The following is an 11,628-nucleotide window of genomic DNA, read 5'->3' as shown; positions in this document are numbered from 1 at the left end:
GCCGCTTTCGCGTCAGATTTGCCGTTTCCGCGTTTTTGCCTGCCTTCCCTTTACCGACGTTGCCGATGACAGCCGCCCACGAGCCTTCCTCCCCGCCGTCCCTCGACGCCTCCCCCGGCCGCCCCGCCGCGCGCCTGATCCTTGCGCTGTTGCGCGAAAGCCGCGTGTCGTTCACGCTGGCCCTCACCGCGTGCGTACTGAACGGTATCGCGAGCGTGCTGCTCGTCGCGACGCTGAACCGCGCGCTCTCTCAACCGGGCGCGGCCGATGCGTCGCTCGCGTGGCGCTTCGCGCTGTGCGCGGTGATCGCGCTCATCACGCGGATCGTGTCGGGCACGCTGTTCGCCCGCCTGTCGCAGGACACGATGGCGCGGTTGCGCGTGCACCTTGCGCGACGCGTTGGCGCCGCCGAATTGCGCGACATCGAGCGGATCGGCGCGGCGCCCGTGCAGTCGGTTCTGACCGACGACGCGACCAACGTGTCGATGCTGTTCTTCGCGCTGCCGAACCTGGTCATGCACGGCTCGATCGTGTTCGGCTGCCTCGGCTACCTTGCGTGGCTGTCGTGGCCCGTGTGCCTGCTGGCGCTGGCCGCGATCATCGCCGGCTCGCTCGGCTATCACACCGGCGACCGCCGCGCGATTGCGTCGCTCGAAGCGGCCGGCCACGCGCAGGACCGCCTGTTCGGCTATCTCGGCTCGCTGTTCTCCGGCGCGAAGGAGCTGAAGCTGCACGATGCGCGCGCCCGCCAGTTCGTCGACGGCCAGCTCGGCGCCGCGATCGGCGAAGTGCGCGACCACCGCCGCCGCGCGTTCAGCGCGTATGCGGTCGGGGTCGGCTGGATCATCTTCCTGTTCTACGTGTTCCTCGGCGTTGCGTCGTTCTGGCCGCAACTCGGCGTGCATGCCGACCCGGCCACCGCGGCCGGCTACGTCGTCGTGTTCCTGTTCATGCTCGTGCCGCTCGACGGCTTGCTGAACAACCTGCCGACCGTGAATGCGGCACGCGTCTCGCTCACGCGGATCGAAGGCGTGATGGCCGAGTTCGGCGCACTGCGCACGGTGCCGCCCGCGGCCGACGCCCCCGACGTGCCGCCGGCCGGCGCCGTCACGCTGCGCGGCGTCACGCACGCGTACTTCCACGAACGCGACGAACGGATGTTCAGCATCGGGCCGATCGACCTGACGATCAAACCAGGCGAGCTCGTGTTCATCGTCGGCGGCAACGGCAGCGGCAAGACGACGCTCGCGAAGGTGCTGACGGGGCTCTACGAGCCGGAGGAAGGCACGATCGAGGTGGACGGCCACACGATCGGCTGGCGCGAACGGGCCGCGTACCGGCAACGTTTCAGCGCGGTATTCAACGATTTCCACCTGTTCGATGCGCTGCTCGGCATCGTCGATCCCGACGATCCGTCGCGCGCGCAGGCCGATGCACGGGCGAACGCGCTCGTCGCGAAACTCGCGCTCGACCACAAGGTGAAAGTGGTCGACGGCGCGTTCTCGACGCGCGCGCTGTCGACCGGGCAACGCAAGCGGCTCGCGCTCGTCGTCGCGTACCTGGAGGATCGCCCCTTCTATCTGTTCGACGAATGGGCCGCCGACCAGGACCCGTCGTTCAAGGCCGTGTTCTACGAACAACTGCTGCCCGAGCTGCGCGCGCGCGGCAAGGCCGTGATCGTGATCACGCACGACGATCGCTACTTCGATCTCGCCGACCGGCTGTTGAAGCTCGACAACGGGCGCATCGTCAGTGACACGCAACCCGCGCGCCTGCGTGCGCAGGATGACGTCGATGCGCTGAGCGCTTGAGAGACGGTCGATAAAAAATCGCCGACGCGCTGCGATGGCAGCGCGTCGGCGATTTGCATTTCGGAAGGGATTATTGCCGATGCGCGGCGCGCCGGTCACGACGCCCTGCGCGTCACGTCTTGCGTACGGCCGGCAGCTTCAGCATCGTGTCGGTCATCACGTCGGCCAGTTTCAGCGCCGACATCGGTCCGCCGAACCCCCAGATATTGCGTTCGATCAGCGCGATCCGCCGTTCCTTCATCGCGGGCACGAAGCGCCACACCGGCGAATCGAGTTTCGCGGACAGCGGCACGTCCATCCCCGATGCCGTCACGAACATTACGGCCAGGTCGCGCTGCCGGAGCAGATCGGCCGACGTCACGTACAGCGTGCCTTCCCGCGTCGGTTTCTTCGGCCACGGATCGAGCCCGAGCGCACGCGCGAGGCCCGCCGACGTACTGTTGCCCGTATAGGCCCAGTAACGATCGGGCAAGCCGAGATCCTGCAGCAGCGCGATCCGCTCACCCTTGCGCCCCGCGGCGGCGAGCCGCGCCGCATTGCGCGCGATCCCGGCGTCGAGCTGCGCGTCGACCGCCTGTGCGCGGGCGTCGCGCCCCGTCACTGCGCCAATGGTCCGGAAGATCTGCCGCATCCAGTCGAGCTGCGTGACGGGCACGCCGCCGTCGGACACGTTCGGGCTGAACTGGAACAGGATCGTCGGCGCGATCCGGTCGAGCGCGTCGAAGATCGGCGCATGGCGGAAGCCGACGCCGATGATCAGATCGGGCTTGACCGCAGCGATCGCCTCGAGCCCCGGCTCCTGCCGCGAGCCGATATCGGTCACGTTCGCGAGCCGCTCGCTCTGGTAACCGAGCCAGCCCGGATAGAACGCCGTGTCCGCCATCCCGGCCGGCACGATGTCGAGCGCGATCACGCTTTCCGCGAACATGAAGTCGAGCGCGACCACGCGCTGCGGCCGCACGGGCATCGTCGCGCTCGCCTGCGACACGACGGGGTTGCCGGCCAGCGACACGGCGCCCTGCGCGCCGCGTGCATCGTTGGCAACGGACGCAGCGGCGACCGATGCCGGGAACGTGCCGCAACACGCGGCGCCGAGTGCCGCCGCGAGTACGCCGAGCGCATGCCGGCGGCCGGCGTGCGTCACCGGATCGCGTCCTGCTCGGCCAGCGCCGCGTCGTCCATCGTCAGTAGCAGGGGGCAGCTTCCACACAGTTGCGTTTCTCCAGGAATTTCATAGCGCAGGCAGCACACGCGGCGCGCGCGAAACGGCGTCGGCAGCAGCGCCGAGCGCGGCACGACATCGCGCACGGGCTGGCGCAGCGGATTCGATTCGCCCCGGATACAGGTCGACCCGAACAGCCAGTCAGCATCGCGGACGGGATCGGCCGCGCACGGCAGCGAACGATACGTGTCGAGCAGATAGTCGAGCAGGTTGCCCGCATTGCTCCACAGCACGCGCGGCGTGACGCGGCCCATTGCCGCCAGCAGGTCGATCACCGCGCCGAGATGCGCGACGAGTCCCGCATAGCGGGGCACGGGATCGTCGCACGGCGCGCCGAGCGCGTCCGCCGCGAAATACAGCGCGGCCGGCATCCCGTCGTCGAGCGCGACGAACGTGCGCTCCGGGTTCATGTCGAGCGGCCGGCCGAGCGTCAGCGCGGCGACGACGCCGGCCGGCACCGCGCGGCCGAAATAGTATTTGCTCCATTGCGACATCAGCGCGCGTGCATGCTGCGCGGGATCGCCGCCGTAGTGGCCGACCATCGCGTCGAGCACTGCGTCGCGATGGGCTGGCAATGCGCTGACGGGTATGACGATGCGGCCCGGCGCACGTACGTCTTCGGGCATGCCGAGCCAGACAACGTCGAGATGTTCGGCGAACGGTTCCGGCGCGAACGCCGAAAAGCGCGTGGCGCGCGTATCGTCGAGCGCCGGCGTCATCGCCCTGCGCGCCGGGCGCGGCGCCCCTCGAGAATCAGCAGCCCGAGCAGGTAAGGCGCGCCGATCAGCGCGGTCAGCACGCCGGCCGGCACTTCGCGCGGTGCGACGACCGTGCGCGCCGCGAGATCCGCGACACCGAGGATCAGCGCGCCGCACGCAGCCGCGAGCCACAGCCGCGTGCGATGCCGGCGTGCGCCGAGCATCGTCGCGACGTGCGGCGCCATCAGTCCGATGAAGCCGACCGGCCCCACCGCCGCGACGGCCGCACACGCGGCGAGCGTCGCGATCGTCAACGCGAGCGGCCGCAGCGCGGCCACCGGCAGGCCGAGCGCGGCCGCCTGGTCGTCGCCGAGCGCGAGCATGTCGAGCGGCTTCGCGAGCCATGCGAACACGGGCACAGCGAGTACACACCACGGCAGCAGCATCGACACTTCGCCCCAGCTGCGGCCATAGGTGCCGCCGACGAGCCACACGACGAAGCGCGCGGGCTGCACGCTTTCCTGCGTGATCAGCCATTGTGCGAGTGTCGTCCACAGCGCGCCGATCACGATACCGGTCAGTGCGACCGCGAGCGGCGCGTAGCGATGCCGGTGATTCAGCGCGAGCGTGATCGCGAGCGACAGGCCACCGCCGATCAACGCGGCGGCCGCGAGCGTCACGTGCCCCATCAGCGGCCACGTCGACAATGCGAACAGCGTGACGAGCCCTGCGCCCTGCGTGACGCCGAGCACTTCGGGGCCCGCGAGCGGATTGCGCACGACGCTTTGCATCGCGACGCCGCTGACGGCAAGCAATGCGCCGGCGAGCAACGCGCACAGCAGACGCGGCATGCGCAGGTCGATCAGCATCCGCGCGAGCGCATCGTGACCGGACAGCGCGGCGGACCAGCGCGCGGGCGACAGCCATTCGGGGCCGGCCGACACGCCGCCCCACACCACGAGCGCGCCGACAGCGACGAACAGCGCCGTGCGCAACGGCCAGCCGAGCCGTTCGAGCCAGCCGACGAGCCGCGTCGAACCGCCGCCCGCCGCACGCTCGGCATCCGCATGGAGCACGCCCGACCAGGCAGCGCCGCGCCGGATCATCGCGAGCATCAGCGGCGTACCGACCAGTGCGATCGCGACGCCGGTCGACAGCGTCGCGTCGAGACCCGACGCGAGCACCGCGCTGTCGGTGACGAGCACGAGCGCGCCGCCGGTGAGCGCCGACAACGGCACCAGCACGCCGAGCCGCGCCGCGCGCGCGCCGCGCACCTGGCGCAGCAGGTTCGGCGCGACGAGGCCGACATACGACAGCGGGCCCGCGATGCTGACGGCCACACTGGTGAACGCGACCGCGACGATCGTCGCGGCGAGCCGCGTCGCATCGACGCGCACGCCGGCCGCGGCCGCTGCGTCATCGCCGAGGGTGAGCGGATTCAGCGGCCGGATCACGAACGGCAGCGCGATCAGCGGCACGACGAGCCAGCGCGCGGCGAGCGCGAGGCCCGTCGCGCCAGGCTGGTACAGGCTGCCGTTGGTCCACAGCGCGGCCCCCGCGATGTTCTGCTCGAAGAACGCGAGCACGAGCGTCGACAGCGCGGCGAACAGCAGCATGCACACGCTGCCCGCGAGCACGAGCCGCAACGGCGTCGCGCGCCAACCGCCCGCCACGACTATCGCGCATGCGGCGGCAGCGAGCCCGCAGACGAACAGCAGCGGCACCGTCGCGACGCCCGCCAATGCCGGCACGAGCATCGCCGCGAGCAGGCCGAGCTGCGCGCCGCCCGTCACGCCGAGCAGGTCGGGCGACGCGAGCGGATTGCGCGTGAGCGACTGGAACAGCGCGCCCGCCATGCCGAGGCAGCCGCCTGCGACGAGCGCCGCTGCGACACGCGGCAGGTTGAGGTCGAACAGGAACACGTGTGCGAGCGACGCGGCATCGCTGCCGGGCACCGCGTCCCACCACACGCGCAGGTCGGGCGCGACGCGCAGCGCCGCGAAGATCGCGATCAACGCGACGAGGCCGAACGCGATCGCGCCGGCCCGTCCGGTGGCTGCCCCCTTCCCGGTCGCCGCGAGGCGCTTGCGCATCGCGAACGTCGTCATACGGCGAGATCCCGGTCGAAGACGCCGGCCGCCTGCGGCGCGCCGTCGGTTGCCGGACCGTAGGCCGGCACGCACATCGGTGCGCCCGTCTGCGGATGCGCGAGCTTCAGCATCTCGACGCCGAACGCCGCACGCAGCCGCGCCGGATCGAGCATCGCGTCGGGCGTGCCCTGCGCGACGAGACGGCCCGCACGCATCAACACGATCTCGTCGCTGTACGCGGCCGCCTGGTTCAGGTCGTGCAGCACCCACACGATCGTCAGCCCGCGCGTGCGATTCAGCGTGCGCAGTGCGTCGAGGATGTCGAGCTGGTGATGGATGTCGAGATAGGTCGTCGGTTCGTCGAGCAACACGATCGGCGCCTGCTGCGCGAGCGCCATCGCGATCCACGCGCGCTGGCGTTCGCCGCCCGACAGCGCGCCGACGTCGCGCTCCGCGTCGCCGGCGAGGCCGCTCGTGTCGAGCGCCTCGTCGATCGCCGCATGGTCGGCCCGCGACAGGCCGCGCAGGAAGCCGCCGTACGCATAGCGCCCGTAGGCGACGAGTTCGCGCACGGTCAGGCCCGACGGAATCTGGTTGAACTGCGCGAGCATCGTCAGCTCGCGTGCGAGCGCGCGACGGCGAAACGATGCGAGCGGCTGGCCGTTCACGTCGACATGGCCGGCACGCGCGGGCTGCAGGCCCGCGAGCGTGCGCAGCAGCGTGCTCTTGCCGCAGCCGTTCGGTCCGCACAGCGCGGTTACGCGGCCGGCCGCGATCGACAGGTCCAGCCCGTCGATCACGACATGGTCGCGATATCCTACCGACAGCCCGCGCGCGGCAAGCGCGGCGGTACTACGCGTCATCAAGCCTCCGTTCGGTCGCGCGGGACCGTATAACTCTGCGCCATCGCGACGACGACCTTGCGCGGCCCCTCGAACGGGTCGCGCGCATGCGCGGTCAGCATGTTGTCGAGCATCAGCACGTCGCCCGTGCGCCACGGGAACACGATGCGCTGCTGGTCGAGCACGCCGCGGATCTCCGCGAGCGCGCCGGCCTCGAGCGGTTCGCCGTCGCCGTAGTACACGTTGCGCGGCACGTTCTCGAGACCGACCGCGTCGACGAGTGCTTCCTGCATGTCGTCGTCGAGCGCCGACAGGTGAAACAGGTTTGCCTGGTTGAACCACACGCGATCGCCGGTGCGCGGATGGCGTGCAACGGCCTGGCAGCGTTCGCGCGTGCGCAGCAGCAATTCGCCGTCATCGTCGGTGCGCCACGTGCATTCGATGCCGCGCGCCGCACACATCCGTTCGACCTCGGCCGGCTCGTCGGTGCCGAACGACTGCTGCCACGGCAGATCGAGCCCCTGCCCGAAATTGCGCACGTACAGCAGCTCGCGTTTTTCGAAGCGCGCGACGAGCGCCGGATCGAGCGCGCGATACACCGCGCGGCTGTCCGCGATCGGCGTCGCCCCGCCCTTCGGCGCGGCGAGCGCGCAGTGGAACCAGATCCGCAGCGGCCATTCGCGCGTGTACGACTGCTCGTTGTGCAGCGGAATCGCGCGGTGCGGCGGGTATTCGGTCGACGTGTAGACGGCGCCTTCGACCTGGCTGCGCGGCGTCGACGCATATTCATAGCCGATCAACGGATCGCCGAACGATGCCGCGAACTGCTGAAACGCGTCGATCGACGGCACGTGAAAGCCCGTGAACAGTACGCCGCCCGCCCGTTCGAGCGTGTCGGCCGCGATCTCGCGCGCCAGCGGCGCGACGTCGTCGATCGACATCCCGTCGCTGCCGCGCGGCGACACGACGGTGGGCAGCCCCGGCTCGATACGCAGGTCGTCGAGCGTCGGCAACGAAAGCAGGGTCATGCAACGTCCTCTTCAGGTGGCGCGCCGGATCGCGGCGCAGCAGGTCACGATGCGCGCGACGCGCGCTCGCCGTCCATCGCGCGGCGCAGGCTCGCGGGGCGCATGTCGGTCCAGACGGCCTCGATATGGGCGAGACAGTCGGCCTTCGGGCCGCTCACGCCGACCTCGCGCCAGCCGGCCGGCACGGGCCGGAACGTCGGCCAGATCGAATACTGTTCTTCGTCGTTGATGACGACCGTGTAGACGAGATCGTCGGTGTCGGCGGAAGGCGTCGGGGCTTGCGTCATGATCGGAAATCGCTGAGACGGTTGAAGGAGGCGAAGCGGCGGTTTCGGCCGCTCCTGTCTGATAGACGGTTGGCCGGCGCGTTTTTTTACCGCCGCCGCGCGCGGCCGCCCAGGAACACCGGGCACGCGACGCCGCGCTGGCATGCGTCGAGGCATTCCGCGCAATGGCGCTCCGCGTCGCGCACCATGAAATGCACGAGTGTCTGCGACACGTTCAGCGCGCGCGCCGCGGTCTGCAGCGTTTCCTCGCGCAGCCGCACCATCTCGAAGGCCGCGCGGCTGCGGGCCGGCAGGTCGTCGAGCGCGGCCCACACGCGCCGCAGCGTATCGCGCGTCATCAGCGCGGCTTCCGGCGTCGGCTCGGGCGACGGCACGTCGAAACCGTCGTCCTCTTCCGTGTGATAGACGTTCTCGAGGCTTTGCCGGCGGCATGCGTCGATCGACGCATTGCGCACCATCCGCGTCACGTATGCGACCGGCTGGCGCACCGCATCCTGGTTCGGGAATTCGACGAGCTTCACGAACACGTCGTGCACGACGTCCTCCGCACGGCTCGCGCAGCCGACGAAGCCGCGCGCGACATTGACGAGCATCGAGCGATGAGAGATCAGCACGTCGAGCAGCGCACCCTGCGCACGGGGCTCCGCGGCCCGGCGCGCACGCGGCGGCAGGTCCGGATAACTGCCGAGGAACGGGTTTGCCGCTGCCGCCGCCGGTCGGTCAAGCACTTCCGCCATGGCCATCGATCTGCTCCGTCAAATTCCGAGATAGCGCAATTTAACGTAAACGCAAATCATTCTCAATCCGATTACCGGATGACCCTTTCAGTTGTCAGGATTTGTCTGAACAATTGACGAAATCGTTGTCGGGGCGGATGCGTCGCGTACCGGCCGTTGCGCACCGCTTGCGCCGCGTCCACGCATGCTTTCACGCATCTGACGAAACGCCTGCACCTGTCATGGGCGGTAGCAACTTCTTACCACGTGAAATTTTGGGGGCTCGTACGATCGACTTGCTGTTTCCAAGGGAGAACAACATGAAATCCATCGTGTTATCCGCAGTCATGGTTGGCGTGCTGTCGAGCGTGATGCTCGGCGGGTGCGTGGCCTACCCTGGCCCTGCCGAAGTCACGATCGGCTGGCATGGCGATCGTTACTGGGACGGGAATCGCTACTGGGAACGCCGTGACTGGGAAGCCCAGCATCCCGGCCCGCGTGACGAGCGCCGCGACGATCGTCGAGACGAGCGCCGGGACGACCGGCACGACGATCAGCGGCCGCAGTGGTAATGCCGTCGCTCCCGTAATCCGCCATTCAACGACAGGACCTCAACATGAAGACGCTACTGAAAACCCTGACCGCCGCCGCCGTTGCCGCCGCCGTACTCGTGCCGGCGATTGCCGAAGCGCATCCGCACCGCGTGTGCCACTTCGAGCATCACCATCACAAGGTGTGCCGCTGGGTGCGCTGAGCGTTGCGCGGTAGAGGTGAAAAAGCGCCGGCTCGCCGGCGCTTTTTTTGTTCTTGCGACTCGGGCAGCGCAGGCGCTCGCGCTAACGCTGCCAGCGCTCGGGCGCCAGCCAGATCGGAAACGACAGGATCACCGCCAGTCCACGCCCATCGATACCGGCCGCCACGTCGACCGCCCCGCCGTGAGACTCGGCAATGCGCGCGACCAGCGACAGGCCGATGCCGCTACCCGGCTGCGCCGTACCCGGGACCCGGTAAAAGCGTTCGAAGATCCGCGCATGCTCGTCGACCGGCACGCCCGGCCCGTCGTCCGCGATACGCAACCTGACGCGCGCCCCGTCCGCGCCGGCCAGGCCGTCGCACGCGATCTCGACCCGCCCGCCTTCATGGCCGTAACGCAGCGCGTTGTCGATCAGGTTGCGCACCGCGATCGCGATTTCATCCAGATCGCCCCACACGCACACCGGCTCGACCGCCACCCGCACCGTCTGCCGGCGCGCATGCGCGGCCGCGTCGAAGTCGCTCGCGATCAGCGCAACGAGCCGCGACAGGTCCACCGGCCCGTGCTGCTCGGCGCGCGATCCTGCATCGAGCCGCGCCAGCTCGAGCAATTGTCCGGACAGCCGCGCGCTGCGTTCGACGCCCGTTGCCAGACGGCGCAGCGCGGCGTCCTTGTCCGCGGGGCTGTCCGCCCGCAACGCGACTTCCGCCTGCGCCGACAACGCCGCCAGCGGAATGCGCAACTCGTGCGCCGCATCGCCGATGAAACGGCGCTCGGTATCGACGGCCTGGCTCAGCCGCGCGAGCAGGCGATTGAACGACTCGACGAGCGGCCGGAGCTCGCGTGGCAGCGTCATCAGCGGCAACGGCGAGAAATCGAATGCGGCCTTGTGCTGGATCGCCCGCTGAACGTCGCGCACCGGCCCGAACGACCAGCGGATCCCCCACCAGATCGCCACGCCCAGCATGCCGAGCAGCACCGCCGTATTGAACAGGCCGAGTTGCAGCGCATTGTTCGCCTTCTCCTGCCAGGTCGTGGCCGGCCCGCCCGTCTGCACGCGAATCCGGCCCGCCGGATCCGACAGCGAATAGACCCGCCAGGTCTCGTCGTGCGCGACGCCGCGCCCGCTGCTCACCCCGTATCCGTCCCGCATGTCGGCTTTGAGCGCCGGCCCCGGCGCATCCGCGCTGTGCATGACGTTGCGGCCGTCGATCCAGATCTGGAACGCGACGTCGTATTTGCCGTACGCGGCTTTCGGCAACACCGCCTGGGCGCGGGCTTCGGGCAGGCGGTCGATTGCATCGGGCAGCGACAGCAGCAGCAGTTGCGCGGCGCCCTCGAGCAAGCCGTCGCGCCAGCCGCGCTGCTCGCGCCACAGGCCGACGCCGAGGACCGCGCCCCAGCTCGCCCAGAACACGACCACCGTCGCCATCACGGTGGCGAGCAAGCGCATACGCAGCGACCTCATGCCGTGCCCTCCCCGACGCGATAGCCGAAACCGTGCACCGTCACGATCAGTTCGTCGCCGAGCTTGCGCCGAAGCTGATGGATGTACACCGCGATCGTGTTGCTTTCGATGGCGCCGTCGTTGCCATACACGCGCGCTTCAAGCTGCGTCCGCGTGACGACGCGTCCTTGCCGTTCCATCAGCGCGACCAGCGTCCGGTACTCGTGAATGCTGAGCGCGACGGGTTCGCCGGCGCGCGTGACTTCCTTGCGTGACGGATCGACGTGGATATCGCGGTAGACCAGCCGCTCCGACACGCGGCCCTGGCTGCGGCGCGTCAGCGCGCGCAGCCGCGCATAGAGCTCGTCCAGCTGGAACGGCTTCACGAGATAGTCGTCGGCGCCGGCGTCGAGCCCGCGGATACGGTCGCTCAGCTGATCGCGGGCGGTCACGATCAATACCGGCGTCGCGTCGTAGTTCGCGCGCATCGCGGCGAGCAGCGTGAAACCGGATGCGCCCGGCAACTGCAGGTCGAGCAGCACCGCGTCGTAGTCGCGACCGACGAGCGCGAGCCGAGCCGCCGGCACGTCGGCCACCCAGTCCGCGCGCCAGCCGTTCTGGGCCAGGCCGGCCCGCACGACGTCGGCCAGCATCGCGTCGTCTTCCACCAGCAGGATCTGCATCGGTTTCGCTCCTCGAATGGCGAGGTCGCCAGCCTGACGGACCGCGATTA

Annotated in this window: 12 protein-coding genes; 3 read left to right on the top strand and 9 right to left on the bottom strand. The window is 69.6% G+C overall.

Annotated features, from left to right (window positions below):
• Positions 1–65 precede the first annotated feature (65 nt).
• Positions 66–1,811, top strand: coding sequence for a cyclic peptide export ABC transporter (locus tag BLA15945_RS03410; protein ID WP_174991467.1), 1,746 nt, complete (start codon positions 66–68; stop codon positions 1,809–1,811).
• A 112-nt stretch (positions 1,812–1,923) separates the two neighbouring features.
• Here the strand turns inward: BLA15945_RS03410 and BLA15945_RS03405 are convergent, their stop codons facing one another.
• The 7 genes from BLA15945_RS03405 to BLA15945_RS03375 all read right to left on the bottom strand — a co-directional run bounded on the left by BLA15945_RS03405 (position 1,924) and on the right by BLA15945_RS03375 (position 8,721).
• Complete coding sequence (locus BLA15945_RS03405) at positions 1,924–2,955, bottom strand: ABC transporter substrate-binding protein (protein ID WP_059234260.1); 1,032 nt, start codon at positions 2,953–2,955, stop codon at positions 1,924–1,926.
• Complete coding sequence (fhuF, locus tag BLA15945_RS03400; RefSeq protein WP_059234262.1) at positions 2,952–3,752, bottom strand: siderophore-iron reductase FhuF; 801 nt, start codon at positions 3,750–3,752, stop codon at positions 2,952–2,954. The genes BLA15945_RS03405 and fhuF overlap by 4 nt, the downstream gene beginning before the upstream one ends.
• Complete coding sequence (fhuB, locus tag BLA15945_RS03395; protein WP_174991466.1) at positions 3,749–5,839, bottom strand: Fe(3+)-hydroxamate ABC transporter permease FhuB; 2,091 nt, start codon at positions 5,837–5,839, stop codon at positions 3,749–3,751. Before fhuB ends, fhuF begins: the two co-directional genes overlap by 4 nt.
• Complete coding sequence (locus BLA15945_RS03390; protein ID WP_059234266.1) at positions 5,836–6,684, bottom strand: ABC transporter ATP-binding protein; 849 nt, start codon at positions 6,682–6,684, stop codon at positions 5,836–5,838. Before BLA15945_RS03390 ends, fhuB begins: the two co-directional genes overlap by 4 nt.
• On the bottom strand, positions 6,684–7,691 hold the full coding sequence (locus tag BLA15945_RS03385; protein ID WP_059234269.1) for a TauD/TfdA family dioxygenase: 1,008 nt from the start codon (positions 7,689–7,691) through the stop codon (positions 6,684–6,686). Before BLA15945_RS03385 ends, BLA15945_RS03390 begins: the two co-directional genes overlap by 1 nt.
• 44 nt (positions 7,692–7,735) lie before the next feature.
• On the bottom strand, positions 7,736–7,978 hold the full coding sequence (locus BLA15945_RS03380; RefSeq protein ID WP_059234271.1) for an MbtH family protein: 243 nt from the start codon (positions 7,976–7,978) through the stop codon (positions 7,736–7,738).
• 86 nt (positions 7,979–8,064) lie between these two features.
• Entirely contained in the window at positions 8,065–8,721 is a 657-nt protein-coding gene (locus BLA15945_RS03375) for an RNA polymerase factor sigma-70 (protein WP_059234274.1), read from the bottom strand.
• 293 nt (positions 8,722–9,014) lie between these two features.
• On the opposite strand from BLA15945_RS03375, the gene BLA15945_RS03370 reads away from it, so the two are divergent.
• Positions 9,015–9,266 (top strand): hypothetical protein, encoded by a 252-nt coding sequence (locus BLA15945_RS03370; protein WP_059236765.1) that lies wholly within the window; start codon positions 9,015–9,017, stop codon positions 9,264–9,266.
• A 44-nt stretch (positions 9,267–9,310) separates the two neighbouring features.
• The gene (locus tag BLA15945_RS03365; RefSeq protein ID WP_014897078.1) at positions 9,311–9,448 is read left to right on the top strand and encodes an HHHH-motif protein; all 138 of its coding nucleotides are present in this window, start codon (positions 9,311–9,313) and stop codon (positions 9,446–9,448) included.
• An 82-nt stretch (positions 9,449–9,530) separates the two neighbouring features.
• Here BLA15945_RS03365 and BLA15945_RS03360 read toward each other — a convergent pair whose 3' ends face one another.
• Together BLA15945_RS03360 and BLA15945_RS03355 are read right to left on the bottom strand one after the other, a co-directional pair.
• Positions 9,531–10,916, bottom strand: coding sequence for an ATP-binding protein (locus BLA15945_RS03360; protein WP_174991465.1), 1,386 nt, complete (start codon positions 10,914–10,916; stop codon positions 9,531–9,533).
• The gene (locus BLA15945_RS03355; RefSeq protein WP_174991464.1) at positions 10,913–11,578 is read right to left on the bottom strand and encodes a response regulator transcription factor; all 666 of its coding nucleotides are present in this window, start codon (positions 11,576–11,578) and stop codon (positions 10,913–10,915) included. Before BLA15945_RS03355 ends, BLA15945_RS03360 begins: the two co-directional genes overlap by 4 nt.
• Between the last annotated feature and the right edge of the window lie 50 nt (positions 11,579–11,628).

Origin of the sequence: Burkholderia arboris, from assembly GCF_902499125.1 — a bacterium.
Classification (GTDB): Bacteria; Pseudomonadota; Gammaproteobacteria; order Burkholderiales; family Burkholderiaceae; genus Burkholderia; species Burkholderia arboris.
Note: the sequence above shows the minus strand (reverse complement) of the source record. Positions and strands in the feature narration are given on the sequence as shown.